The following is a 26852-nucleotide window of genomic DNA, read 5'->3' on the forward strand; positions in this document are numbered from 1 at the left end:
CCCGCCTTATTTGCCGCCGAGCGTTACAAACAGGGTCAGGAGCCCCAGCATGCCGATGATCATGGCGAACGCGTAGTGATAGATGTAACCGGATTGGAGGAAGCGGATCACGCTGGCGAACCAGCCGATGAACCGGGCGCTGCCGTTGACGAGGCCGTCGATCACGACGACGTCACCTTCCTTCCACAGGCCGCGGCCGATCGCCACCGAACCACGGGCGAACACCACTTCGTTGATCTTGTCCATGTAGTACTTGTTGTCCAGCAGCGTGTAGATCGGGCCGAACGCGCGGCGGATCGACGCCGGCAGATCCGGACGCTTCAGGTACAGGAACCAGGCGACAACGACACCGGCGAGCGCGAGCCAGACCGGCAGACCCGACACCGAGTGCAGACCCATGCCCACCCAACCGTGGAACTCCTCGGCCATCTCGGCCAGCGCCGGGTGGTTTTCGCCGATGAAGATCACCTTGTCGAATGCAACGCCGTGCTGGAAGAAGTCGCCGAACAGCATCGGGCCGACCGCGATTGCACCGATGATCACCGACGGGATCGCCAGCAGGACCAGCGGCACCCACACGACCCACGGGGTCTCGTGCGGCTCGTGCGCGTGGTCGTCATGACCATGGCCATGACCGTGGTCGTCGTGGCCGTGCGCGGCCGCCATGCCCATCGGCGATTCCGGATGCTTCGGCTTGCGGAAGCGCTCTTCACCGTGGAACACCAGGAAATACATGCGGAACGAGTACAGCGCCGTGACGAACACGCTCGCGACGACCGCGAAGTACGCGAAGCCCGAACCCGGCAGGTGCGAAAGCTTCACCGCGTCGATGATCGAGTCCTTCGAGTAGAAGCCCGAGAAGAACGGCGTACCGATCAGCGCGAGCGAACCGATGAGCGACGTGATCCACGTGATCGGCATGTACTTGCGCAGGCCGCCCATGTTGCGGATGTCCTGGTCGTGGTGCATGCCCATGATGACCGAGCCGGCGCCGAGGAACAGCAGCGCCTTGAAGAACGCGTGCGTCATCAGGTGGAACAATGCGACCGGATACGCGGACACGCCCAGCGCGACCGTCATGTAACCGAGCTGCGACAGCGTCGAGTAGGCGACCACCCGCTTGATGTCGTTCTGGATGATGCCGAGGAAGCCCATGAACAGCGCCGTGATCGCGCCGATCACCGTGACGAACGACAGCGCGGTATCCGACAGTTCAAACAGCGGCGACATGCGCGACACCATGAAGATGCCGGCCGTCACCATCGTCGCCGCGTGAATCAGCGCCGAGATCGGGGTCGGGCCTTCCATCGAGTCCGGCAGCCACACGTGCAGCGGGAACTGTGCCGATTTACCCATCGCGCCGATGAACAGGCAGATACAGGCCACGGTCAGCAGGCCCCAGTCGGTGCCCGGGAAGTGCAGGCTCGCGAGTTCCGCGCGCTTCGCGAACACTTCGCCGTAGTTCATCGAGCCGGCGAATGCGAGCAGCAGGCCGATGCCGAGCAGGAAGCCGAAGTCGCCCACGCGGTTCACGAGGAACGCCTTCATGTTCGCGTAGATCGCGCTCTCACGCGTGAAGTAGAAGCCGATCAGCAGGTACGACACCAGACCCACCGCTTCCCAGCCGAAGAACAGCTGCAGGAAGTTGTTGCTCATCACGAGCATCAGCATCGAGAACGTGAACAGCGAGATGTACGAGAAGAAGCGCTGGTAGCCGTCTTCTTCCGCCATGTAGCCGATCGTGTACACGTGCACCATCAGCGAGACGAAGGTCACGACGACCATCATCATCGCGGTCAGCGAATCGACGAGGAAGCCGACTTCGAGCTTCAGCGAGCCGACGTTCATCCATTCGTAGACGGTCGCGTTGAAGCTTGCGCCGCCCATCACGTCGAAGAAGACTTTCGCCGACAGGAGGAACGCGATCATTACGCCGAGGATCGTGATCCGGTGTGCGCCCTTGCGCCCGACTGCGTTCCCGAACAGCCCCGCAATCAGCGAGCCGGCCAGCGGAGCGAGCGGAATCGCCAGCAGCAGGTTTTCATTGAGTGTCGTTGACATAACAGCGTTGCCTGAAATTAACCTTTGAGCTGATCGAGATCCTCGACATTGATCGTGTCGAGCTTACGGAACAGGGTCACCAGAATCGCGAGGCCGATCGCGGCTTCCGCTGCGGCGACCGTCAGCACGAAGAACACGAAGATCTGGCCGTGCACATCGCCGAGGTAGTGCGAGAACGCGACGAAGTTGGTATTCACCGCCAGCAGCATCAGTTCGATCGACATCAGGATGATGATGACGTTGCGGCGGTTCAGGAAGATCCCGACGATCGCGATCGCAAAGAGGATCGCGCCGAGCACGAGGTAATGAGCAAGAGTCAGCATGGTTTTCCTTTCCTCCGCTTAGCCGTTGGTGCCCGAACCGGCTTCGCTCTGCGCCGTTTCCGGCTGCGGCTTGTCCGCTTCCATCTTCACGAGGCGCACACGGTCATTGCGGCGCACCTTGACCTGATCCGACACGCGCTGGCGCTTGCTGTCCTTGCCCTTGCGCTCGGTCAGCCCGATCGCGGCGATGATCGCGACCAGCAGCACGAGGCCGGCGATTTCAAACGCGAAGATGTAGTCGGTGTAGATCACCTTGCCGATCAGTCGCGTGTTCGACCAGTTGGCCATCTCACCCGTCGCCATCGCGTGCACCGTCTGCGTGTCGCCGTAACCGCGCCACAGGATCAGCGCGGTTTCGATCACGATGATCGCGCCGACCACGGTCGCCATCGGGACGAAGCGCTTGAAGTCGCGGCGCAGGTAGTCGATGTTGATGTCCAGCATCATCACGACGAACAGGAACAGCACCATCACGGCGCCCACGTAGACCAGCACCAGCAGGATCGCGAGGAACTCCGCTTCCAGCAGCATCCAGATCGCGGCGGCGTTGAAGAACGCCAGCACAAGGAAAAGCGCAGACGCCACCGGGTTGCGCGAAGTGATCACCTTCAGCCCTGATACCACCAGGAGCAGCGCGAAGATGTAGAACAGTACGGTCGTGAATTCCATGATTACCGGTTCATCGTTAGGCCATAGTCAGGCGCGGCTTGCGGGACGCCCGCACCCGTCGCGGCGGCTCGGCCCAGGCTTCGGGCCGGCACTGCAAACACAATCAACGATACGGCGCGTCGGCAGCCTTCGCCGCGGCGATGTCCTTCTCGTAGCGATCGCCCACCGCGAGCAGCATTTCCTTCGTGAAATACAGGTCGCCGCGCTTTTCGCCGTGGTACTCGAGAATCTGCGTCTCGACGATCGAATCGACCGGGCAGCTCTCTTCGCAGAAACCGCAGAAGATGCACTTCGTCAGGTCGATGTCGTAGCGCGTCGTGCGGCGCGTGTTGTCCGCGCGCGTTTCCGATTCGATCGTGATCGCCATCGCGGGGCACACGGCCTCGCAGAGCTTGCACGCGATGCAGCGCTCTTCGCCGTTTTCATAGCGGCGCAGCGCATGCAGCCCGCGGAAGCGCGGCGAAATCGGGGTCTTCTCTTCCGGGAACTGCACGGTGAACTTGCGCTTGAACGTGTAACGACCGGTCAGCGCGAGCCCCTTCAGCAGCTCGGTCAGGAAGAAGGTCTTAAAGAAGTGTTGGATAGCCGTCATGATTTCGTCCTTACTTCACCCAGATGTTCAGCGGCGACATCATCCAGCAGCCGACCACGACCACCCAGATCACCGTGACGGGCAGGAACACCTTCCAGCCCAGACGCATGATCTGGTCGTAACGGTAGCGCGGGAACGTCGCGCGGACCCAGATGAACACCGACAGCAGTGCAAAGACCTTCAGCACCAGCCAGAAGATGCCCGGGATGAACGACAGGAATTCGAACGGTGCGTCCCAGCCACCGAGGAACAGCGTCGCAGCCAGCGCCGAGATCACGATCATGTTGATGTACTCGGCGAGGAAGAACAGCGCGAACGCCATGCCCGAGTAATCGATCATGTGACCGGCAACGATTTCCGACTCCCCTTCCACCACGTCGAACGGGTGGCGGTTCGTTTCGGCGATGCCCGAAATGAAGTAGACGACGAACGCCGGCAGCAGCGGCAGCCAGTTCCACGACAGGAAGTTCACGCCGTGGCCGGCGAAGAAACCGTGCTGTTGCGAACCCACGATTTCCGACAGGTTCAGGCTGCCGGCCGTCATCAGCACCAGCACCAGCGCGAAGCCCATCGAGATTTCGTACGACACCATCTGTGCCGCGGCGCGCATCGCGCCGAGGAACGCGTACTTCGAGTTCGATGCCCAGCCCGCGAGAATCACCGCATACACGCCGATCGAAGAGATCGCCATCGCGTACAGCAGGCCCGCGTTCACGTTCGCGAGGACCGCTTCGGCCTGGAACGGGATCACGGCCCACACGGCGAACGCCGGCACGACGGTCATCACCGGCGCGATCAGGTACAGCCAGCGGCTGGCGGCGCTCGGCTGAATGACTTCCTTCAGCAGCAGCTTCAGCACGTCGGCGATCGGCTGCAGCAGGCCGCCGGGGCCGACGCGGTTCGGGCCGAGACGCACGTGCATCCAGCCGATCAGCTTGCGTTCCCACAGAATCAGGTACGCGACGCACAGCAGGATGACGACGGAGACGACGAGGATGCGCACGACGGCCCACACCGTCGGCCATGCGAAGCCGAGAAGCTGGGACCCGCCCGCGTTGATCGTATCGAACAAGCTCATTTACGCCTTCTCCACCACCAGTTCACCGGACAGGCTGCCGAGCGCTGCGCCGGCAGGCGTTGCCGCCGACACGCGAACGACCGTCTCCGCAAGATTCGCGTCGCGCACGGCCGGCAACTGCACCGCACGCTCGCCCTGGCGCACGCGCACCGCGTCGCCTTCCTTCAAGCCCAGCTTGTCGAACAGCACGGCCGGCAGGGCTGCGGCATTCGCCGCCTTCGCGGCGGCCGTCAGGTGCAGCGCACCTGCGCGGCGCACGAGCGCGTCGGCGTGATAGATCGGCACATCGGCCAGACGCTCGAAGCCGCCGTTCGCGGCATTCGCGGCGGCGCGCACCGGCGCGACCGACGTCTGGTTCGACAGGCGGCCCGCGACGCCGGCGTCGCCAAGCGCAGCGAGACGCACCTCTTCCGCGGTCTCGTATTCGAAGTTCGGCAGGCCGAGCAGGCTGCCGAGCACGCGCAGCACCTTCCAGCCCGGACGCGTGTCGCCGAGCGGGCGCACGACGCCGTTGAAGCTCTGCACGGTGCCTTCCGCATTCACGTACGTACCGGCCGTCTCCGTGAACGGCGCGACCGGCAGCAGCACGTCGGCGTAGTCGAGGCCGTGCTTGAACGGCGACATCACGACGACCATTTCCGCCTGGTTCAGCGCGGCCAGCGCCTGTGCCGGATCAGCAGTGTCGAATTCCGGCTCGACGTTCAGCAGCACGTAGCCCTTGCGCGGCTGCGCGAACGCTTCACGTGCGTTCAGGCCGCCTTCGCCCGGCAGTGCGCCGACGACGTGCGCGCCGACCGTGTTCGCCGCTTCCGTCAGGAAGCCGAACGTGGCGCCGGTGTTGTCGGCGATCCACTTGGCGACGGCGTGCAGCTTCGCGAATTCCGGATGGCGGACCGCGACGTTGCCGAGCAGCACCGCACGGCGTTCGCCGTTCGCGAGCGACTGGGCGACAGCCTGCGCGGCCGGCGATGCGGTGACGCCAGCCAGCGCGTCGGGCAGCGCGACGCCGCGCAGTTGCGCGACCGCGGCAGCGATGCCGGCCAGCTGGTCGAGCCATGCCGACGGCGCGGCAACGATGCGCTGTGCGGTCGGGATCAGTGCATCGTCACCGGTCGCGTGCAGGAAGTGCAGCTTCGCGCCGTTCTTCGCGGCCTGACGCAGGCGGGCGGCAAACAGCGGGTGGTCGCGGCGCAGGAACGAACCGACGACGAACGCGGCATCCACGTTCGACAGGTCGGCGATCGGCATGCCGAGCCACGGTGCGCCCTGGACCGGCGCCGAGAAATCCTGCTGACGCAGACGGAAATCGACGTTCGGCGTCTTCAGTTCGTTGGCGAGCTGCTTCACGAGGAACAGCTCTTCGGCGGTGCTGTGCGCGCTCGCGAGCATCGCCAGCGCGTTCGCGCCGTGATCCGCGGCGATGCCCTTCAGGCCCTTCGCGACGTATTCGAGCGCGGTCTGCCAGTCAGTTTCGATCCACTGGCCGCCCTGCTTCAGCATCGGCTTCGTCAGGCGCTCTTCGCTGTTGAGGCCTTCATACGAGAAGCGGTCCTTGTCCGAGATCCAGCATTCGTTGATCGCTTCGTTCTCGAACGGCAGCACGCGCATCACGCGGTTGTTCTTCACCTGCACGACAAGGTTCGCGCCGACGGAATCGTGCGGGCTCACCGACTTGCGGCGCGACAGTTCCCACGTACGGGCGCTGTAGCGGAACGGCTTGCTGGTCAGCGCGCCGACCGGGCACAGGTCGATCATGTTGCCCGACATTTCGGAATCGACCGTCTTGCCGACGAACGTCGTGATTTCCGAGTGCTCGCCGCGGCCCAGCATGCCGAACTCCATCACGCCGGCGATTTCCTGGCCGAAGCGGACGCAGCGCGTGCAGTGGATGCAGCGCGACATCTCTTCCATCGAGATCAGCGGGCCCACGTTCTTGTGGAACACCACGCGCTTTTCTTCCGAGTAGCGCGACGACGACTTGCCGTAGCCGACCGCCAGATCCTGCAGCTGGCATTCGCCGCCCTGATCGCAGATCGGGCAGTCGAGCGGGTGGTTGATGAGGAGGAATTCCATCACCGACTGCTGCGCCTTCACGGCCTTGTCGGATTGCGTATGGACGATCATGCCGGCCGACACGGGAGTCGCACAGGCAGGCACGGCCTTCGGCATCTTCTCGACTTCGACGAGACACATCCGGCAGTTGGCCGCAACCGACAGTTTCTTGTGATAGCAGAAGTGAGGAATGTACGTATCCGCCTTGTGCGCAGCCTGGATCACCATGCTGCCTTCGGGCACCTCGACCTTCTTGCCGTCTATTTCAAGTTCAACCATGATGGTGAATGGTCCTTAACCTATTTCCGCCCGTTCGCGCCTTCGCCCGACCGTGCGCTCAAATTCCGCAACCGGGTTCGCTTCAGGCCGCCGCCGCGTGCGCGTGGCCGCCGACCATGCAGTGCTTGTGCTCGACGTGGTACGCGAATTCGTCCCAGTAGTGCTTGAGCATCCCGCGTACCGGCATCGCCGCCGCATCGCCGAGTGCACAGATCGTGCGGCCCATGATGTTCTCGGCCACCGAGTTCAGCAGATCCAGATCTTCCTGGCGGCCTTCGCCGTGCTCGATACGGTTCACGACGCGATACAGCCAGCCGGTGCCTTCACGGCACGGCGTGCACTGGCCGCACGATTCCTCGTAGTAGAAGTACGACAGGCGCAGCAGCGAGCGCACCATGCAGCGCGTCTCGTCCATCACGATCACCGCGCCGGAACCAAGCATCGAGCCCGCCTTCGCGATCGAATCGTAGTCGAGATCCGTCTGCATCATGATGTCGCCCGGGATCACCGGTGCCGACGACCCGCCCGGAATCACGGCCTTGATCTTCTTGCCGCCGCGCATCCCGCCGGCGAGCTCCATCAGCGTCGCGAACGGCGTGCCGAGCGGCACTTCGTAGTTGCCCGGACGCTCGACGTCGCCCGACACCGAGAAAATCTTCGTGCCGCCGTTGTTCGGCTTGCCGATCTCGAGGTAATTCTGCGGCCCGATGGACAGCAGGAACGGCACCGCGGCGAACGTCTCGGTGTTGTTGATCGTGGTCGGCTTGCCGTACACGCCGAAGCTCGCCGGGAACGGCGGCTTGAAGCGCGGCTGGCCCTTCTTGCCTTCGAGCGATTCGAGCAGCGCCGTTTCCTCGCCGCAGATGTACGCGCCGTAACCGTGGTGCGCGTGCAGCTGGAACGAGAATTCCGAGCCCATGATGTTGTCGCCGAGGAAACCCGCTGCACGCGCTTCATCGAGCGCGGCCTCGAAGCGTCGATACACTTCGAAGATTTCGCCGTGGATGTAGTTGTAGCCGACGGTGATGCCCATCGCGTACGCGCCGATGGCCATGCCTTCGATCAGCGCGTGCGGGTTCCAGCGCAGGATGTCGCGATCCTTGAACGTACCCGGCTCGCCTTCGTCCGAGTTGCAGACGAGGTACTTCTGCCCCGGGAACTGACGCGGCATGAAGCTCCACTTCAGGCCGGTCGGAAAACCCGCACCGCCGCGGCCGCGCAGGCCCGACGCCTTGACGTCGGCGATCACCTGCTCGGGCGGAATCTTTTCTTCGAGAATGCGGCGCAGCTGCTTGTAGCCGCCGCGCGCGACGTAATCTTCGAGATGCCAGTTCTCGCCGTTCAGACCAGCGAGGATCAGCGGTTTGATGTGACGGTCGTGGAGGGACGTCATTTCGAGAGCTCCTCAAGCAGCTGGTCGATCTTCTCGCGGCTCATGAAGCTGCACATTCTGTGATTGTTCACCAGCAGCACCGGCGCATCGCCGCACGAGCCCATGCATTCGCCTTCCTTCAGCGTGAACTTGCCGTCAGGCGTGGTCTCGCCGAAGCCGATGCCCAGCTTCTGTTTCAGGTAGTCGGCAGTCGCTTCCGCGCCGCCGTGCGGGCCAAGCTGGCACGGCAGGTTCGTACAGAGCGTGATCTTGTGCTTGCCGACCGGGTTGAGCTCGTACATCGTGTAGAACGTCGCGACTTCCTGCACGGCAACGGCCGGCATGCCGAGATAGTCCGCAACGAACTGCATCAGTTCGGGCGACAGCCAGCCGTGCTCTTCCTGAGCAACGGCCAACGCCGACATCACGGCGGACTGTTTCTGATCGGCGGGATACTTCGTCAACGCTCGATCGATTTCCTTCAGGCCTTCAGCTGAGATCATTTTCAGACACGACTCTTTCAATTCCTACCGAACGAACAACCTGCCGCACACTGGGGTGCATGGACGGCAGACCTGGCGCTCACTCTGTTGACAGCTTGCGAAGCCGCGCCGGTTCAGCGCATGCAGCATGTGACTTCGCGTGTGACTTACCGCTCGCCGCCCGCGACAAACGGGCGGCGCAACCATTAGCGATCGATTTCGCCGAACACGATGTCCTGCGTACCGATGATCGTGACGGCGTCGGCGATCATGTGACCGCGCGCCATTTCGTCGAGCGACGCCAGGTGCGCGAAACCCGGTGCGCGAATCTTGAGGCGATACGGCTTGTTGGCACCGTCCGACACGAGGTAGATGCCGAACTCACCCTTCGGATGCTCGACCGCCGCGTACGCTTCGCCTTCCGGCACATGGAAACCTTCGGTGAAGAGCTTGAAGTGGTGAATCAAGTCTTCCATGTTGGTCTTCATGCCGACGCGCGACGGCGGTGCAACCTTGTGATTGTCGGTCATCACCGGGCCCGGATTCTTGCGGAGCCACTCAATACACTGTTTCGCGATACGGATCGACTGGCGCATTTCTTCGACGCGAACCAGGTAGCGGTCGTAGCAATCGCCATTCACGCCGACCGGCACGTCGAAATCCATGCGATCGTACACTTCGTACGGTTGCTTCTTGCGCAGGTCCCAGGCGATGCCCGAGCCGCGCAGCATCGGGCCCGTCAGGCCCATCTGCAGCGCACGCTCCGGGCTGACCACGCCGATCCCGACCAGACGCTGCTTCCAGATCCGGTTGTCGGTGAGCAGCGTTTCGTATTCGTCGACGCACTTCGGGAAGCGCGTGAAGAAGTCGTCGATGAAGTCGAGCACCGAGCCGCTGCGCGCTTCGTTCATCTTCGCGAGCGCCTTCTCGTTGCGAATCTTCGACGCCTTGTATTGCGGCATTGCGTCAGGCAGGTCGCGGTAGACGCCGCCCGGACGGTAGTACGCCGCGTGCATCCGGGCACCGGACACCGCTTCGTACACGTCCATCAGGTCTTCGCGTTCGCGGAATGCGTACAGGAACACCGCCATCGCGCCGACGTCGAGTGCGTGCGCGCCGATCCACATCAGGTGGTTCAGCACGCGCGTGATCTCGTCGAACAGCACGCGGATGTACTGGGCGCGCTCAGGCACTTCGATGCCGAGCAGCTTTTCGATCGCGAGCACGTAGCCGTGCTCGTTGACCATCATCGACACGTAGTCGAGACGGTCCATGTACGGCACGGACTGGATGAATGTTTTGGATTCCGCGAGCTTTTCCGTCGCGCGGTGCAGCAGGCCGATGTGCGGATCGGCACGCTGAATGACTTCGCCGTCGAGCTCGAGCACGAGGCGCAGCACGCCGTGCGCTGCCGGGTGCTGCGGGCCGAAGTTGAGCGTGTAGTTCTTGATTTCTGCCATGACGCCCCCTTAATGTTTCAGACCGCCATAGCGATCCTCGCGGATCACGCGCGGCGTGATTTCGCGCGGCTCGATCGTCACCGGCTGGTACACGACCCGCTTCTCTTCCGGGTCGTAACGCATTTCGACGTAACCCGACACCGGGAAGTCCTTGCGGAACGGGTGGCCGATGAAGCCGTAGTCGGTGAGGATGCGGCGCAGGTCGGGGTGGCCTTCGAACACGATGCCGTACAGGTCGAACGCTTCGCGCTCGTACCAGTTCGCGGAAGTCCAGATGTCGACCAGCGATGCCACGATCGGCAGGTCGTCGTCCGGCGCGAATGCGCGCAGGCGCAGACGCCAGTTGTTCGTGACCGACAGCAGGTGCGACACGGCCGCGAAACGCGGGCCGTCGTAAGCGCTGTCGCCGAAGGTCTGGTAGTCGACGCCGCACAGGTCGATCAGCTGCTCGAAACGGAGCTTCGGATCGTCGCGCAGCGTCTTTGCGACTTCGAGGTAATCGCTCGCCTTCACGACGAGCGTCAGTTCACCGATCGCTTCGGTGAGGCTCACCACGCGCGCGCCGAGCGCGGCTTCGAGGTTTGCCTTGAGGGTCTCGATTTTGCTTGCCATATTGAGGGGACGCTCGGGGCTTTATTGACGGGCGATGGTATTGGTGCGGCGGATCTTCGCCTGAAGCTGGATCACGCCGTAGACCAGCGCCTCGGCCGTGGGCGGACAGCCCGGCACGTAGACGTCGACCGGTACGATCCGGTCGCAGCCGCGAACCACCGAGTACGAGTAGTGGTAGTAGCCACCGCCGTTCGCGCACGACCCCATCGAGATCACCCAGCGCGGCTCGGCCATCTGGTCGTACACGCGGCGCAGCGCGGGCGCCATCTTGTTGCAGAGCGTGCCGGCGACGATCATCACGTCCGACTGACGCGGACTCGGGCGGAACACGACGCCGAACCGGTCCAGATCGTAACGGGCCGCGCCCGCATGCATCATTTCGACGGCGCAACACGCGAGCCCGAACGTCATCGGCCACAGCGAGCCGGTACGCGTCCAGTTGATCAGCTTGTCAGCCGTCGTGGTGACAAACCCTTCCTTCAAGACCCCTTCGATACTCATTTGCTTTCCACTCCAGACGAGCGACCGAGCGTGGCCGCCCATGCAAACCGGCGATTAACCCATCACTCCCAGTCGAGGCCGCCTTTCTTCCAGATATAGGCAAAGCCCAGCAGGAATTCGAGCAGAAAAATCATCATTGCGATGAAACCCGGCCAGCCGATGTCCCGGAGCGCGACGCCCCACGGAAACAGGAATGCGGTTTCGAGATCGAAGATGATGAACAGGATGGCGACGAGGTAGTACCGGACGTCGAATTTCATCCGGGCGTCTTCAAAGGCTTCGAAGCCGCACTCGTACGGTGCGTTCTTCTCGACGTCCGGCTTGTTGGGACCAAGAAGCTTGCCGATGCTGACCAGCGCTATACCTAAACCAGTGCCCACGAGGAGGAACAACAAGACGGGGTAATAGGCTGCGAGGTTCAAGGCAATCCTCTATCGGTTGGTTCTGAGCGTCCGGAGAATACCACTTCCGGCGGAAGGAATCATTTCGGAGTGCACGCGATCGCAAGACAACCGCAAGCACACCCCAGAAATGAAAAATGCCAGCCACTAGAAGCGGCTGGCATTGAGTAACTTTGGTGCCGACGGCGAGACTCGAACTCGCACAGCTTTCGCCACTACCCCCTCAAGATAGCGTGTCTACCAATTTCACCACGTCGGCACTGCATGCAACCGGGGTTGTAACTACTTGTTTCCCGCGAATCGCTTCAAGAATTAAATTCTAACCTGAGTCCCGGAATTGTTCAACGCACAATCGCAAAAATTTTAACTTTTTATTTCGGGACATCCTGGCCCGGCGCGCTCGCAGCCGAACCCGCAACGGCGGCGGATGCCGCGACTACCGGCGCCGATGCTGCAGGTGCCGATGCCGGCGCGGTCGCTGCCGTGCCGAGCACACCGGCCGACGGCGTCGACTTGTACGAACCGAGATACGTCAGCGCCAGCGTCGCGACGAAGAAGATCGTCGCGAGAATGCCCGTCGTACGCGACAGGAAGTTTGCCGACCCCGTGGCACCGAACAGACTGCCCGACGCGCCGCTGCCGAACGCAGCACCCATGTCGGCACCCTTGCCGTGCTGCAGCAGCACGAGACCAATCACACCGAGTGCAGACAGCACCTGCACCACAATAATCAGCGTCTTGAATAACAGCATCACACCCACCCGATTGGATCGGGCGACCGGAACGACCGGCCGCCCTCATGGTTCAATTCGATCCCGGACCGCTTATCGCGCGGCCCGGCAGATCGCCAGGAAATCTTCCGCCTTCAGCGACGCGCCGCCGATCAGGCCACCGTCGATGTCCGGCTGCGCGAACAGCTCTTCCGCGTTGTCCGGCTTCACGCTGCCGCCGTACAACACGGACACGTCCGCCGCACCCTTTGCCGCGAGACGCCCACGCAGGAACGCATGCACGTCCTGTGCCTGCGCCGACGTCGCGCTCTTGCCCGTGCCGATCGCCCAGACCGGCTCGTACGCGACGACGATGCGCGCAGCCTCGTCGGCCGTCAGCACGGCCAGCACTGCGTCGAGCTGCGCACCGACCACCTGCTCGGTCGCGCCCGACTCGCGCTCGTCGAGCGTCTCGCCGACACACACGACCGGCGCGAGCCCCGCCGCGAGCGCGCGCTGCGTCTTCGCCGCGACCGTCTCGTTGCGCTCGCCGTGATACGCGCGACGCTCCGAATGACCGACGATCGCATAGCGTGCGCCGAACTCCGCGACCATCGCGGCCGCCACTTCGCCGGTGAACGCGCCCTGTTCGTGCGCCGACACGTCCTGCGCACCCCAGGCCACACGGCCGCCGTCGAGCTGCGCCTGAACCTGCGCGAGATACGGGAACGGCACGCACACGCCGACCGATGTTTCGGCCGCCACCGCGCCCGCACCCTGCACCACTTCGTTCAGCAACGCCTGGTTGCCGGCCAGCCGGCCGTGCATCTTCCAGTTGCCGATCACACGCTTAGTTCTCTGTTTCGACATCGTGTCTGTCTCGTCACCGCTTGGTCATTAACGTGCCGGAAACCGGCCGTCAGGTTTGATCTGGCGAAGCAAACCCGCGATTTTACTGCGCACGGCTTGAACCGGTCAAACCGCGCATGTCAAGCCCGGCCACACGGGCCGTCAGGCGTTCGACCCCCAATCCAGGACGATCTTGCCGGTGTGCTCGCTGCTTTCCATCAGCGCATGCGCCTGCGCGGCATCCGCGGCCGGCAATACACGATAGATCACCGGCTTGATACGGCCATCGGCAATCAGCGGCCACACGCGCGCCTTCAGTTGCGCGGCGATCTGCGCCTTGAACTCGACCGGACGCGGGCGTAGCGTCGAACCCGTGATCGTCAGCCGGCGACGCAGGATCTCGCCGAGGTTGATGTCGGCCTTCGCGCCGCCGAGCAGCGCGATCAGCACGAGACGGCCGCCATCCGCGAGTGCGGACAGTTCGCGCGGCACGTACGAGCCCGCCACCATGTCGAGGATCACGTCGACGCCGCGATCGTGCGTCAGCGACTTCACGACCTCGACGAAGTCTTCCGTCTTGTAGTTGATCGCCCGCTCGGCGCCGAGCGCCTCGCACGCGCGGCACTTGTCGGCGGTACCGGCCGTCGCGAACACGCGAAAGCCGAGCGCATGCGCGATCTGGATCGCCGTCACACCGATGCCGCTCGAGCCGCCCTGCACGAGCAGCGTCTCCTGCTCGCCGCCCTCGCCCGCGCCGAGCTGCGCACGGTCGAACACGTTGCTCCATACGGTGAAGAACGTTTCGGGCAGCGACGCGGCCTCGATATCCGTAAGCCCGTCGGGTACCGGCAGGCATTGCAGCAGCGGCGCGACCGCATACTCGGCATAACCGCCGCCCGCGAGCAGCGCACACACACGATCGCCCAGTTTCAGGCCGAACGGGTTCAGCGCCGCGTCGGACAGGTCGCCGCCGACGATCTCACCCGCGACCTCGAGGCCCGGCAGATCCGATGCGCCCGGCGGCGGCGCATACGCGCCCTTGCGCTGAAACACGTCGGGCCGGTTCACGCCGGAAGCCGCCACCTTGATCAGCACTTCGCCGCGCTTCGGATCGGGGCGCGGGCGCTCCGCGAGCTTCAGCACGTCGGGGGCGCCGAATTCGGTGATTTCGATGGCTTTCATGGTGATGGTCGCTCCGGGATCAGGATCGGAATCGGATGGTGCGCCCGCACGCGGCACGGACGCGTTGCCGGCGCTGCTGCGCCGCACAACGATGCTACAGAAAAAACGGCCGGCACGCTTTCGCACTGCCGGCCGTTCGTCTGCCTGCCCGCTTACTGCTGCGGCGGCGTATCCGACTGCGCAGCTGCCGCTGCTTCATTCAGCAGCGCCTTCGCCGACAGGCGCACGCGACCCTTTTCGTCCGTCTGGATGACCTTGACCTTCACTTGCTGGCCTTCCTTCAGGTAGTCGTTGATGTCCTTCACACGCTCGTTGACGATTTCCGAGATGTGCAGCAGGCCATCCTTGCCCGGCAGCAGGTTCACGATCGCGCCGAAATCGAGCAGCTTCAGAACCGTGCCTTCGTACACCTGGCCGACTTCGATCTCGGCCGTGATTTGCTCGATGCGCTTCTTCGCTTCGGCCATGCCGTCGCTGTTCGTGCTCGCGATCGTCACGACGCCGTCGTCCGAGATGTCGATGGTCGTGCCCGTTTCTTCCGTCAGCGCGCGGATCACCGAACCGCCCTTGCCGATCACGTCGCGGATCTTTTCCGGGTTGATCTTGATCGTGATCATGCGCGGCGCGAATTCCGACAGTTGCGTGTTCGCACCCGAAACCGCCGACGTCATCTTGCCGAGGATGTGCATGCGGCCTTCCTTCGCCTGCGCGAGCGCGACCTGCATGATTTCCTTCGTGATGCCCTGGATCTTGATGTCCATCTGCAGCGCCGTCACGCCTTGCTCCGTGCCGGCTACCTTGAAGTCCATGTCGCCGAGGTGATCTTCGTCGCCGAGGATGTCGGTCAGCACCGCGAACTTGTTGCCTTCGAGGATCAGGCCCATCGCGATACCCGCGACGTGCGCCTTCATCGGCACGCCGGCGTCCATCAGCGCGAGGCAGCCGCCGCACACCGATGCCATCGACGACGAACCGTTCGATTCGGTGATTTCCGACACGACGCGGATCGAGTAGCCGAATTCGTCGGCGCTCGGCAGGCACTTGACCAGCGCGCGCTTCGCGAGGCGGCCGTGGCCGATTTCGCGACGCTTCGGCGAGCCGACGCGACCCGTTTCGCCGGTCGCGAACGGGGGCATGTTGTAGTGGAGCATGAAGCGCTCGCGGTATTCGCCTTCGAGCGCGTCGATGATCTGCTCGTCACCCTTCGTGCCGAGCGTCGCGACGACCAGCGCCTGCGTTTCGCCGCGCGTGAACAGCGCCGAGCCGTGGGTACGCGGCAGCACGCCGGTACGGATCTCGATCGGGCGCACGGTGCGCGTGTCGCGGCCGTCGATACGCGGCTCGCCGTTCAGGATCTGCGAACGGACGATCTTCGCTTCGATGTCGAACAGCACGTTGCCGACGGTGGCCTTGTCGGCCGCTGCCGTACCGGCTGCCAGTGCGTCTTCCTCGAGCTTCGCCGAGGTCGCTGCGTAAACTTCCTTCAGCTTCGCCGAACGCGCTTGCTTGTCGCGCAGCTGGTAAGCGGCGAGCAGGTCGTTCTGTGCCAGCTCGGTCACGCGTGCGATCAGCGCCTCGTTCTTCGGCGCCGGCTGCCAGTCCCACTCGGGCTTGCCGCCTTCGCGCACCAGTTCGTGGATCGCGTCGATCGCGACTTGCATCTGCTCGTGGCCGAACACCACGGCGCCCAGCATCACGTCTTCCGACAGCTGGTCGGCTTCCGATTCGACCATCAGCACCGCACGCTCCGTACCCGCGACGACGAGGTCGAGGCTCGATGCCTTGATCTGGTCACGCGTCGGGTTCAGCACGTAGGCGTTGTCGATATAGGCAACGCGCGCAGCACCGACCGGGCCGTTGAACGGCAGGCCCGACACGGCGAGCGCAGCCGATGCGCCGATCAGCGCGGGGATGTCCGCCGGGATTTCCGGGTTCACGGACAGCACGTGGATCACGACCTGGACTTCGTTGTAGAAGCCTTCCGGGAACAGCGGGCGCAGCGGACGGTCGATCAGGCGCGACGTCAGCGTCTCGTGCTCCGACGGACGGCCTTCGCGACGGAAGAAGCCACCCGGGATCTTGCCGGCCGAGTAGGTCTTCTCGAGGTAATCGACGGTCAGCGGGAAGAAGTCCTGGCCCGGCTTCGCCGACTTCGCGCCGACGACGGTTGCCAGCACGACGGTGTCTTCGACGTCGACGATCACGGCGCCGCTTGCCTGGCGAGCGACTTCACCGGTTTCGAGGCGCACCTTGTGCTGGCCCCACTGGAATTCCTTCACGACCTTGTTGAACATGGACATGGTTGCTCCTTTGAATTCATGCATTTCATTCGCCGCGCCGGCCATCCCGCGCGGCGGCGTCCCGACCGAATCACCCGGAGCAAGGTGTGTTTTTTATGCCATTCCAGCGCGGCACTCGTGTAGCGACGCGCTGGAATGACACAAATCCTGCCCCGGTATCAGTCGTTGCGGCGGCCCCGCACGGTCGTGCCGGACAGCCTGCGATGCGTGTGACGCTACGCAACGCGCAAAAACAAAATGCCTGTATCAGCGGACTGACACAGGCATCTTGCTGGCGGCAATCGCCTCGATTACTTACGCAGACCCAGCTTCTCGATCAGTGCGCGGTAACGGTCGGCATCCTTGCCCTTGAGGTAGTCGAGCAGCTTGCGACGGCGGCTCACCATGCGCAGCAGGCCGCGGCGGCTGTGGTGATCCTTCGCGTGGGTCTTGAAGTGACCCGTCAGTTCGACGATACGTGCGGTCAGCAGTGCGACCTGGACTTCGGGCGACCCCGTGTCGTTCGTACCGCGGGCGAACTGAGCAACGACTTCCGACTTCTTGATATCTGCAACAGACATGAGATTTCCTTGGTTTCTACTTTCTAACTGAACAGGCGGACACGGAAGAATGGCCGTGCCGTGACTTACAACCGGCGGGCATTGTAGCACAACTCCACGCCGTTCTTACCGCCCCCTGTCACGGGCGTGTCATCGAGCAGGCGGACGGCATCTCGGTACGCTGCGCCGGCACCGCGAGCACCGTCCGGAAGCCATAGCCCGACCCTTCGTTGTCGAAGCGCACGCCCGGCGTGCCGGCCTTGTCCATCTCCATCACGTAAAGGGGCTGGGTCAACTGATGGTCCTGCGCGCGCATCCGCGACGCATGGAAGCCGTCGTCGAACGACAGACCCTCGAGCGCACGCGCGACCGCGACAGGGTCGGCCGAACCCGCACGGTTCATCGAGGCGGCCAGCATCTCGATCATCAGGCTCATCCGCCGCACCGGATAGTCGTCCTGGGCGGCCGGAAAACGGTTCCGGAACGCCCGGTAGAACGCATCCGATTTCGCACCGCCTGCGTTCGGGTGCCAGTCCGCCACGGCGACGACCCGCCCGACACCGGCGTCGCCGAGGGCTGCCGGCGCGCCGAGGCTGTTGCCGTAGAACGTGTAGAACTTCGCATTCAGCCCCTGCTCCCGCGCCGCCTTCACGAGCAGCGTGAGGTCGTTGCCCCAGTTGCCGGTCACGACGGCGTCGGCGCCGCTCGCGCGGATCTTCGCGATATACGGCGAGAAATCCTTGATCCGGCCGATCGGGTGGAACTCGTCGCCAGCGATCGTCACGTCCGGGCGCCGCGCGGCCAGCGCCTGCCGTGCGAGCGTGCTGACGTCGTGGCCGAAACTATAGTCCTGGTTCAGCAGGTAGACCTTGCGCAGCGCGCGGTCGCGTGCCATCACGTCCGCGAGTGCGGCCATCCGCATGCCGGCGTGCGCATCGAAGCGGAAATGCCAGAAACTGCAGCGCGCGCCGGTCAGCGCCGGATCGTCGGCCGAATAGTTGAGGAACAGCATCCGGTTGTCCGGATCGCGCGCGTTCAGCTTGTCGAGCGCCGCGACGAGCGCGGCCGCGACGGCCGAGCTGTTGCCCTGCGTGACGAAACCGATGTGGCGATCCGCGGCCGCGCGCAGCTGCACGAGCGCCTCCTCGGGGCTGCCCTTGCTGTCGAGCACGACGAGTTCGAGCGGGTGCGCGCCGTCGCGCAGCTTCACGCCGCCCGCCGCGTTCACCTGCTCGACGCCGAAGCGCAGGTTGCGCTCGACCGCCGCGCCCGCGTTCGCGAACGGGCCCGACATCCCTTCGATCAGCGCGATCCGCACCGGCTCGCCGCCGGCAAATGCGGACGACACCAGCATCCACCCCGCGCTCAACGCGAGCGCGCACCGCTTCCACCCCTGCATCGGCCACCTGCCCTTCAATCAGCCCGAGAAGCGCGGATCATAGGCCGGCGCCCCCGCCGCCCGCAAGCGTGACCGTGCCGGCGATCCGCACCGATTTTTTCCAAGCGATGCGCGATCGCTCGCCGTCCGTGATAAAACGGGACTTGTTTCCGTGTTCTGGAGAATCCCCATGCGCATTCGCATTTCCGCGCGCCTGCCGGTGCTGCTCGCCAGCGCCGCCGCGCTGCTGACCGGTTGCGCGCAACCGTGGCAGCAATACCAGGCCGGCCAGGACGAGTCGGCGATCGTCGCACGCATGGGCCCGCCGCGCGAGATCTACGACCTGCCCGGCGGCGGCAAGCGCCTGATGTGGCCAACCCAGCCGATGGGCGAGATCACCGTCGCGGCCGACGTCGATGCGGCCCACAAGATCGTCAACGTGCGCCAGGTCCTGCAGCCGAGCGAGTTCTATCGTGCGGAGATCGGCAAGTGGACGAAGACCGACGTCCTCGTCAACTTCGGACGCCCCGTCGAGACGTCCTACTTCCCGCTGATGAAGCGCGAGGTATGGACGTACCGGTATCTCGAGGACAACGTCTGGTACATGATGTACAGCTTCTACTTCGACCCGCAGGGCATCCTGCGTATCACGCAGAAAACACCCGACCCGTTGCACGACCCCGACCGCCGCAACCTGTTCTGACCGATTACGCATTTACGCGCAATTATCTCGATGGCCATTCACGAATCATTGCGTGAATGGCCATTTCCTTTTTTCCGCCGGCTTATTAATTCGGCAAATGCGACGGAAATCTTTTCCGATCGATGACATGCCGATGGCAATTCGCTGACATCCCCGTCATACGGGCCTTTGCCTGAAAACAGGCACGCGCAGTGCATATCATGCGGTGAGTTGGTGCATGCAATGCACTACGTCAAACCAATTTGAAACAATTTGTTTCAACACCCCCGAAGCGCTAGGGCATACCCCTAATATCAGTCGAAACTCAACCTTTCAATTTAGAAAGAATGCCATTTCGTCATTTTTGCCGATATTCGATTGCCTTTATCTCAAAGGAGTCCTCATGAATCGCCCCAAGAGCATGCTGGTTGCCAACATCGCCTGGGCCCGCGAAACGCGTGAACACACGCCCGGCTTCTTCGACGCGCTCGCGCGCGGCCAGAACCCGCGCGTGCTGTGGATCGGCTGCGCCGACAGCCGCGTGCCGGCCGAAACCATCACGCACTGCGCACCCGGCGAGCTGTTCGTCCATCGCAACATCGCGAACCTGTTCCATCCCGACGACGACAATTCCGCCAGCGTGCTCGAGTACGCGGTGCGCGTGCTGCAGGTCGACCACGTGATCGTGTGCGGGCACTACGGGTGCGGCGGCGTACGCGCATCGCTGCTGCCGCCGCCGTCCGACCTGCCGCACGTCGCACGCCGCATCGCGCCGCTGTGCGCGCTCGCGCGACGGCATCGTGACACGCTGAACGGGCTCGACGACACGGCCGCCGCCGACCGCCTCGCCGAGCTCAACGTGCTCGAACAGGTGCGGCTGCTGCGCGCGTCCCCGATCGTGCGGGGCCGCGAACGGCCACCACTTGTGCACGGCTGGATCTTTTCGCTCGCGGACGGCCGCCTGAAGGAACTCGATTCCGGCTACACCACCCCGCCCGCCGACGTCGAACCCGTGCAGGCCGTCGCGGCCTGCGCGCTCGGCTGACCTGCCCCCCCAAAGCCAATGAAATCATCCCGACCATGAAACTGAACCAGCGCCTGTCCACCCTGCCGCGCGACATCGTCGCCGGCGTCGTCGTGTTCCTCGTCGCGCTGCCGCTGTGTCTCGGCATCGCCAATGCATCCGGCGTCGAGCCGTTTGCCGGGCTCGTATCCGGCATCGTCGGCGGCATCGTCGTCGCGCTGCTGAGCGGCTCGTCGCTGTCCGTCAGCGGGCCGGCCGCCGGCCTCGTCGTGATCGTCGTAGAAGGCATCGCTCAACTCGGCAGCTTCTCCGCATTCCTGCTCGCGGTGCTGCTGTCCGGCGTCCTGCAGTTCGGGTTCGGCATGCTGCGCGCCGGCCGCTTCGCCGCCTACGTACCGTCACCCGTCATCAAGGGCATGCTCGCCGCGATCGGCCTGCTGCTGATCGTAAAGCAGATTCCGTTCGCGTTCGGTATCGGCGGCTCGGCCGCGCAATCGTTTGCGAACTGGCCCGGCCTGCCGGTCGCGTGGGCCGCCACGGCCATCGCGCTTGCGTCGCTCGCGCTGCTGATCGCGTGGGACACGCCCGCGCTGCGCCGCTTCGCGCTGGTGCGCTCGGTGCCGGCTCCGCTTGCGGTCGTCGTGCTGGGTATCGGCGCCACGCTCGTGCTGAGCATCGTCGCACCGTCGGTCGCGCCGGGCGCCGCCCATCGCGTGACGCTGCCCGAACTCGGCTCGTTCGCGGCCTTTGCGGCGTCGCTCAAGCATGCGGAGCTCGGCCCGAACTTCGCTCAGCTCGTCAATCCGGACGTGTGGCGCGTCGCGATCACGCTCGCGGTCGTCGCGAGCCTCGAGACGCTGCTGAGCCTCGAAGCCGTCGAGCAGATCGACCCGAAGCGCCGGCCGACCCAGCCCGATCGCGAACTCAAGGCCCAGGGCGTCGGCAATCTCGTCGCGGGCGCGGTCGGCGGGCTGCCGATCACGTCGGTGATCGTGCGCAGTTCGGTGAACGTCAACGCGGGCGCGCAAAGCCGGATGTCGGCGATCGTGCACGGGATGCTGCTGCTCGCGAGCGTGTTCGCGCTCACCGGCCTGATCAACCTGATCCCGCTCGCGAGCCTGGCCGCGATCCTGATCCATACCGGCTTCAAGCTGGCGAAACCGGCGCTGTTCCGCTCGGTGATGAAACAGGGGCCGGCCGCCTTCGTGCCGTTCGCCGCGACGATCGCCGGCGTGCTCGCGGTCGACCTGCTGTTCGGCATCGCGCTCGGCCTCGCGTGCAGCGTGCTGGCCGTCGCCGTCGCGAACCTGAAGAGCCCCGTGACGCTCGCGCAGCACGACGACCACTTCCTGCTGTCGTTCCGCAAGGACGTGTCGTTTCTCGGCAAGGTGCAGGTCAAGCATCACCTGCGGCACATCCCCGACCGGGCCGCGGTGATCATCGACGCGACACGCGCCGATTACATCGATCACGACGTGCTCGAACTGCTCGACGCGTTCGTCGCCGATGCGCCGCGACGTGGCATCGCCGTCGAGTTCCGGCGCCGCAGCCCGGTACCGCGCACGGCCGCGCGCCGCTGGCTGTTCCGTGCGCCGGCCGCCGAATGAGCGGCGCATGAAAAACGCCCCGGCGGCGCAGGGCCGCACGGGGCGTTTCGGTGATGCGCGACGCGCGGCGCTTACGAGCGCTGCGGATTGACCTTGTCGTCCTTCGAATGCAGCTTGTTCAGCGCCGAGATGTACGCCTTCGCGGATGCGGCGACGATGTCCGGATCGGTGCCGACGCCGTTGACGATCCGCCCGCTCTTCGACAGCCGGACAGTCACTTCACCCTGCGCCTGCGTACCGGTCGTGATCGCGTTCACCGAATACAGCAGCAGCTCGGAACCACTGCCGACTTCGCTCTCGATCGCATTGAACGTCGCGTCGACCGGGCCGTTGCCGCGCGCCTCGCCGGTCACTTCCTTGCCGTCGACCCCGAACACGACCTTCGCGTGCGGCTGCTCGCCCGTTTCCGAGCGCTGCGACAGCGACACGAACTTGAAGTGTTCCTGCTCGTGTGCAAGCGCCGATTCCTCGGACACGATCGCGATGATGTCCTCGTCGAAGATCTCGGCCTTGCGATCGGCCAGATCCTTGAAGCGCATGAACGCCGCGTTCAGTTCGCTTTCGCTGTCGAGCGACACGCCGAGCTCCTGCAGGCGCTGCTTGAACGCGTTACGGCCCGACAGCTTGCCGAGCACGATCTTGTTCGCGGTCCAGCCCACGTCTTCCGCGCGCATGATCTCGTAGGTGTCGCGCGCCTTCAGCACGCCGTCCTGGTGGATGCCCGATGCGTGCGCGAACGCATTCGCGCCGACCACCGCCTTGTTCGGCTGCACGACGAAGCCGGTGATCTGCGACACGAGCTTCGACGTCGGCACGATCTGCGTCGTGTCGATGCCGACGTCGAGGCCGAAGTAGTCCTTGCGGGTCTTCACCGCCATCACGATTTCCTCGAGCGACGTGTTGCCCGCGCGCTCGCCGAGACCGTTGATCGTGCACTCGATCTGGCGCGCGCCGCCGATTTTCACGCCGGCGAGCGAGTTCGCCACCGCCATCCCGAGGTCGTTGTGGCAATGCACGGAGAAGATCGCCTTGTCCGAGTTCGGAATGCGTTCGCGCAGCGTCTTCACGAGGTTGCCGTAGAGCTCGGGCACGCCGTAGCCGACCGTATCGGCGATGTTGATGGTCGTCGCCCCTTCGGCGATCACGGCTTCCAGCACGCGGCACAGGAAGTCGAGGTCCGAACGGCTGCCGTCTTCCGGCGAGAATTCGACGTTATCGGTGAACTTGCGTGCGAAACGCACCGCGAGACGCGCCTGCTCGAACACCTGGTCCGGCGTCATGCGCAGTTTCTTCTCCATGTGCAGCGGCGACGTCGCGATGAACGTGTGGATCCGCGAGCTGTTGGCCGGCTTCAGCGCGTCGGCCGCACGCTGGATGTCCTTGTCGTTGGCCCGCGCCAGCGAGCAGATCGTGCTGTCCTTCACGAGACCGGCGATCGTGTGGATCGCGTCGAAATCGCCGTTCGAGCTGGCCGCGAAGCCGGCCTCGATCACGTCGACCTTCATCCGCTCGAGATGCTTCGCGATGCGGATTTTCTCTTCCTTCGTCATCGACGCGCCGGGCGATTGTTCGCCGTCACGCAACGTCGTATCGAAAATGATCAGCTTGTCTGTCATGGGGGGCTCCAGGGCTCTTTATACGGAAGTCAAACGTAACGAGATCGCGCCACCGTTGGCGACGCTCAACAACAGACGAAGCTTGACGGAGGGCGGGAACGGTCAGCGCGGCAGGCGCGCCGAAGCTAGCGCGCGTAGCGGCGCACCGGCTAGAAGGAGGGAGAGGCGGGAAAATGCAGTCATGCCGAAGACTATAGCGGCATTCCGTTGGGTGCGCAATCGGACGGCACCCGGGGTTTCCGGCAGTCCGGGCCGAACAGGGGACAAATGAAAACGGCGGCCCCGAGGCCGCCGTTTCCGGGTAAACAACGCGCGTCAGTGATCGCGCTGCGACGAGCGCGCGGGGTTTGCCCGCCCGCGCACGGCCATGTAGGCCCAGAACACGTAGCCGGACAGCCCGTACAGCACGAACAGGCAGAACAGCATCAGCGGCGGGTCGGACGACACGAGCACAAACGCGACGACGACCAGCAGGATCGCCGCGAACGGCACGCGGTGCCGCACGTCGAGCGCCTTGCCGCTGTAGAACGGCGCGTTCGACACCATCGTCACACCCGCATAGATCGTCAGCACGAATGCGACCCACGGCAGCCAGCCGAGCTTCATCGGCACGCGGTTGTCGGTGGCGAGCCACACGAAGCCCGCAATCAGCGCGGCGGCGGCCGGACTCGGCAGCCCCTGGAAGAAACGCTTGTCGACGACGCCGATGTTCGTGTTGAAGCGAGCGAGGCGCAGCGCGGCGCCCGAGCAGTAGACGAACGCGGCGAGCCAGCCCCAGCGGCCGAGATCCTTCAGCACCCACTCGTACATCACGAGCGCGGGCGCGACACCGAACGACACCATGTCCGACAGGCTGTCGAACTGCTCGCCGAACGCGCTCTGCGTATGCGTCATGCGCGCGACGCGCCCGTCCATCCCGTCGAGCACCATCGCCACGAAAATCGCGATTGCGGCGATCTCGAAGCGCACGTTCATCGCCTGCACGACCGCGAAGAAGCCGCAGAACAGCGCGGCGGTCGTGAACGCGTTCGGCAGCAGGTAGATGCCGCGCGTCTTCAGGAACCGCTGACGCGCGGCGCGGCGGCTCTCGATCGGCACCGGATCGGCGGCCATCCCCTTGTTGCGGCGGAACGGGCGTGGCGTCTGGCCGGCGCCGTTGCGCGGCCGACGCGGTTTGAATGCGGCCATCGTGCGCCCCGCCGCTTACTGTTCGAGCTCGGCGAGGATCGTCGACGACGCGTAGACCTTCTCGCCGATCGACACCTTCGCGCGGCTGCCGAGCGGCAGGTACACGTCGACGCGCGAACCGAAGCGGATGAAACCGTAACGCTGGCCGCGCGACAGCGGCTCGCCGGCGCGCACGTAGCAGAGAATCCGGCGTGCGACGAGGCCGGCGATCTGCACGGCGGTCACGGTCTTGCCGCTCGCCGTCTGGATCACGACCGCGTTACGCTCGTTCTCGGTGGATGCCTTGTCGATCGCCGCGTTCAGGAACGCACCCGGGAAGTACTCGACCTTGGAGATCGCGCCATCGACCGGCGAACGCTGCGAATGGACGTTGAATACATTCATGAACACGCTGATCTTCAGCGCTTCGCGGTTCGCGTACGGATCCTGCGCGGTCTCGACCGCGACGATGCGGCCGTCTGCCGGGCACAGCACCGCGTTCGGCTGCGCCGGGATCGGGCGCTGCGGATCACGGAAGAACTGGACGACGAAGACGAGCAGCAGCCAGAACGGCCACGCGAAGCCGAAGCCCCCGACGGCGTGGATCAACAGCGCGATGACGGCAGCAATCGCGATGAACGGCCAGCCTTCGCGCGCGATGATCGGATGAGGATAGTTCATGGATTCGTTCTGTGTTCGGTGAATTGCAAAGCCCGTAGCATAACAAAAGCCGCCCGGGGCACTGCTGCCTTCGGGCGGCTTTTTGGTACCGGCCCTCTATTCGAGGGGCCGGAACAGCACGCGGTGCTTAGTTCTTCGTCTGGTCGACAAGCTTGTTCTTCGCGATCCACGGCATCATCGCGCGCAGCTTCGCACCGACCTGCTCGATCTGGTGCTCGGCCGTCAGGCGACGGCGCGACTGCAGCGTCGGTGCGCCTGCCTTGTTCTCGAGGATGAAGCTCTTCGCGTACTCGCCCGTCTGGATGTCGGTCAGGCACTGCTTCATCGCCTTCTTCGTCTCTTCCGTGACGATGCGCGGGCCCGTCACGTACTCGCCGTACTCGGCGTTGTTCGAGATCGAGTAGTTCATGTTCGCGATGCCGCCTTCGTAGATCAGGTCGACGATCAGCTTCAGTTCGTGCAGGCACTCGAAGTACGCCATTTCCGGCGCGTAACCTGCCTCGACCAGCGTTTCGAAACCAGCCTTGATCAGCTCGACGGTACCGCCGCACAGCACGGCCTGCTCGCCGAACAGGTCGGTTTCGGTTTCTTCACGGAAGTTCGTCTCGATGATGCCGGCACGGCCGCCGCCGTTCGCCGCAGCGTACGACAGCGCGATGTCGCGTGCCGCGCCCGACTTGTTCTGCGCAACCGCGATCAGGTGCGGCACGCCGCCACCTTGCGAGTACGTGCCGCGCACGGTGTGGCCCGGTGCCTTCGGCGCGATCATGATCACGTCGAGGTCGGCGCGCGGGATCACCGCGCCGTAGTGGACGTTGAAGCCGTGCGCGAATGCCAGCGCCGAGCCCTGCTTGATGTTCTCGTGCACTTCCTTCGCGTACACGTCGGCGATCTGCTCGTCCGGCAGCAGCATCATCACGACGTCGGCGCCCTTCACCGCTTCCGCGACTTCCTTGACCGACAGGCCGGCGTTCTCGGCCTTGCTCCACGACGCGCCGCCCTTGCGCAGGCCGACCGTCACGTTGACACCGCTGTCCTTCAGGTTCAGCGCGTGTGCATGGCCTTGCGAGCCGTAGCCGATGATCGTGACTTGCTTGCCCTTGATGAGGGAGAGGTCAGCGTCTTTGTCGTAGAAAACGTTCATGATGGTTCCTTCGCTAATTCAAAAATTCAACAATTCGTTCGGATGGAGTACTGCGGGCCGGGACATGACGGCGCACCCGGCGTGCCACTTT

General features: G+C 64.4%; 25 protein-coding genes and 1 tRNA gene. 3 read left to right on the forward strand and 23 right to left on the reverse strand.

Annotated features, from left to right (window positions below; genetic code table 11):
* Positions 1-6: 6 nt before the first annotated feature.
* From nuoL to ACTJLD_RS31095, 19 genes are all read right to left on the reverse strand, one after another.
* The gene (gene nuoL / locus ACTJLD_RS31005; RefSeq protein ID WP_021162816.1) at positions 7-2061 is read right to left on the reverse strand and encodes an NADH-quinone oxidoreductase subunit L; all 2055 of its coding nucleotides are present in this window, start codon (positions 2059-2061) and stop codon (positions 7-9) included.
* 17 nt (positions 2062-2078) lie between these two features.
* Entirely contained in the window at positions 2079-2384 is a 306-nt protein-coding gene (gene nuoK, locus ACTJLD_RS31010; protein WP_006478272.1) for an NADH-quinone oxidoreductase subunit NuoK, read from the reverse strand.
* A gap of 18 nt (positions 2385-2402) precedes the next feature.
* Positions 2403-3053, reverse strand: coding sequence for an NADH-quinone oxidoreductase subunit J (locus ACTJLD_RS31015; protein WP_021162815.1), 651 nt, complete (start codon positions 3051-3053; stop codon positions 2403-2405).
* A gap of 103 nt (positions 3054-3156) precedes the next feature.
* A complete protein-coding gene (gene nuoI / locus ACTJLD_RS31020; RefSeq protein ID WP_009691265.1) occupies positions 3157-3645 on the reverse strand; it encodes an NADH-quinone oxidoreductase subunit NuoI in 489 nt (162 codons plus the stop codon).
* Positions 3646-3655: 10 nt separating this feature from the next.
* Positions 3656-4723: an NADH-quinone oxidoreductase subunit NuoH gene (nuoH, locus tag ACTJLD_RS31025; RefSeq protein ID WP_027786869.1), complete on the reverse strand. Its 1068-nt coding sequence runs from the start codon at positions 4721-4723 to the stop codon at positions 3656-3658.
* Positions 4724-7054, reverse strand: coding sequence for an NADH-quinone oxidoreductase subunit NuoG (nuoG, locus tag ACTJLD_RS31030; protein ID WP_119337211.1), 2331 nt, complete (start codon positions 7052-7054; stop codon positions 4724-4726). It lies immediately after the preceding gene.
* Positions 7055-7136: 82 nt separating this feature from the next.
* Positions 7137-8447 (reverse strand): NADH-quinone oxidoreductase subunit NuoF, encoded by a 1311-nt coding sequence (gene nuoF / locus ACTJLD_RS31035; protein ID WP_006478267.1) that lies wholly within the window; start codon positions 8445-8447, stop codon positions 7137-7139.
* On the reverse strand, positions 8444-8929 hold the full coding sequence (gene nuoE / locus ACTJLD_RS31040) for an NADH-quinone oxidoreductase subunit NuoE (protein WP_006756903.1): 486 nt from the start codon (positions 8927-8929) through the stop codon (positions 8444-8446). The genes nuoF and nuoE overlap by 4 nt, the downstream gene beginning before the upstream one ends.
* A 185-nt stretch (positions 8930-9114) precedes the next feature.
* Positions 9115-10368, reverse strand: a complete 1254-nt coding sequence (locus tag ACTJLD_RS31045) for an NADH-quinone oxidoreductase subunit D (protein ID WP_006478265.1) — start codon at positions 10366-10368, stop codon at positions 9115-9117.
* Between the two features lie 9 nt (positions 10369-10377).
* A complete protein-coding gene (locus ACTJLD_RS31050) occupies positions 10378-10980 on the reverse strand; it encodes an NADH-quinone oxidoreductase subunit C (protein WP_440660542.1) in 603 nt (200 codons plus the stop codon).
* Between the two features lie 21 nt (positions 10981-11001).
* On the reverse strand, positions 11002-11481 hold the full coding sequence (locus ACTJLD_RS31055; RefSeq protein ID WP_006398799.1) for a NuoB/complex I 20 kDa subunit family protein: 480 nt from the start codon (positions 11479-11481) through the stop codon (positions 11002-11004).
* A 62-nt stretch (positions 11482-11543) separates the two neighbouring features.
* Positions 11544-11903: an NADH-quinone oxidoreductase subunit A gene (locus ACTJLD_RS31060; RefSeq protein WP_006398798.1), complete on the reverse strand. Its 360-nt coding sequence runs from the start codon at positions 11901-11903 to the stop codon at positions 11544-11546.
* 153 nt (positions 11904-12056) lie between these two features.
* A tRNA-Leu gene (locus tag ACTJLD_RS31065) sits at positions 12057-12141 on the reverse strand.
* Positions 12142-12253: 112 nt separating this feature from the next.
* Positions 12254-12634: a preprotein translocase subunit SecG gene (secG, locus tag ACTJLD_RS31070; protein ID WP_027786867.1), complete on the reverse strand. Its 381-nt coding sequence runs from the start codon at positions 12632-12634 to the stop codon at positions 12254-12256.
* 72 nt (positions 12635-12706) lie between these two features.
* Positions 12707-13462: a triose-phosphate isomerase gene (tpiA, locus tag ACTJLD_RS31075; protein ID WP_440660544.1), complete on the reverse strand. Its 756-nt coding sequence runs from the start codon at positions 13460-13462 to the stop codon at positions 12707-12709.
* A gap of 141 nt (positions 13463-13603) precedes the next feature.
* On the reverse strand, positions 13604-14623 hold the full coding sequence (locus ACTJLD_RS31080) for an NAD(P)H-quinone oxidoreductase (RefSeq protein ID WP_440660545.1): 1020 nt from the start codon (positions 14621-14623) through the stop codon (positions 13604-13606).
* A 152-nt stretch (positions 14624-14775) separates the two neighbouring features.
* The gene (gene pnp, locus ACTJLD_RS31085) at positions 14776-16923 is read right to left on the reverse strand and encodes a polyribonucleotide nucleotidyltransferase (protein ID WP_027786866.1); all 2148 of its coding nucleotides are present in this window, start codon (positions 16921-16923) and stop codon (positions 14776-14778) included.
* A gap of 290 nt (positions 16924-17213) precedes the next feature.
* Positions 17214-17483 carry a 30S ribosomal protein S15 gene (gene rpsO / locus ACTJLD_RS31090; protein ID WP_006398792.1) on the reverse strand — a complete coding sequence of 90 codons (270 nt, stop codon included), beginning with the start codon at positions 17481-17483 and terminating at the stop codon, positions 17214-17216.
* Positions 17484-17601: 118 nt separating this feature from the next.
* Positions 17602-18861 carry a branched-chain amino acid ABC transporter substrate-binding protein gene (locus ACTJLD_RS31095; RefSeq protein WP_440660548.1) on the reverse strand — a complete coding sequence of 420 codons (1260 nt, stop codon included), beginning with the start codon at positions 18859-18861 and terminating at the stop codon, positions 17602-17604.
* Between the two features lie 169 nt (positions 18862-19030).
* On the opposite strand from ACTJLD_RS31095, the gene ACTJLD_RS31100 reads away from it, so the two are divergent.
* From ACTJLD_RS31100 to ACTJLD_RS31110, 3 genes are all read left to right on the forward strand, one after another.
* Complete coding sequence (locus ACTJLD_RS31100; RefSeq protein WP_027786864.1) at positions 19031-19543, forward strand: hypothetical protein; 513 nt, start codon at positions 19031-19033, stop codon at positions 19541-19543.
* A gap of 382 nt (positions 19544-19925) precedes the next feature.
* Positions 19926-20567, forward strand: coding sequence for a carbonic anhydrase (locus ACTJLD_RS31105; protein ID WP_060357710.1), 642 nt, complete (start codon positions 19926-19928; stop codon positions 20565-20567).
* A gap of 35 nt (positions 20568-20602) precedes the next feature.
* Complete coding sequence (locus tag ACTJLD_RS31110; protein ID WP_060086021.1) at positions 20603-22153, forward strand: SulP family inorganic anion transporter; 1551 nt, start codon at positions 20603-20605, stop codon at positions 22151-22153.
* A 71-nt stretch (positions 22154-22224) separates the two neighbouring features.
* Here the strand turns inward: ACTJLD_RS31110 and ACTJLD_RS31115 are convergent, their stop codons facing one another.
* From ACTJLD_RS31115 to ilvC, 4 genes are all read right to left on the reverse strand, one after another.
* A complete protein-coding gene (locus ACTJLD_RS31115; protein WP_440660550.1) occupies positions 22225-23769 on the reverse strand; it encodes a 2-isopropylmalate synthase in 1545 nt (514 codons plus the stop codon).
* A gap of 315 nt (positions 23770-24084) precedes the next feature.
* Positions 24085-24957, reverse strand: a complete 873-nt coding sequence (gene pssA, locus ACTJLD_RS31120) for a CDP-diacylglycerol--serine O-phosphatidyltransferase (RefSeq protein WP_021162801.1) — start codon at positions 24955-24957, stop codon at positions 24085-24087.
* 15 nt (positions 24958-24972) lie between these two features.
* Positions 24973-25617 carry a phosphatidylserine decarboxylase gene (locus tag ACTJLD_RS31125; RefSeq protein ID WP_011352710.1) on the reverse strand — a complete coding sequence of 215 codons (645 nt, stop codon included), beginning with the start codon at positions 25615-25617 and terminating at the stop codon, positions 24973-24975.
* Between the two features lie 127 nt (positions 25618-25744).
* Positions 25745-26761, reverse strand: coding sequence for a ketol-acid reductoisomerase (ilvC, locus tag ACTJLD_RS31130; protein ID WP_021162800.1), 1017 nt, complete (start codon positions 26759-26761; stop codon positions 25745-25747).
* Positions 26762-26852 lie beyond the last annotated feature (91 nt).

Source organism: Burkholderia sp. 22088, from assembly GCF_052045915.1.
Taxonomy (GTDB): domain Bacteria; phylum Pseudomonadota; class Gammaproteobacteria; order Burkholderiales; family Burkholderiaceae; genus Burkholderia; species Burkholderia cepacia.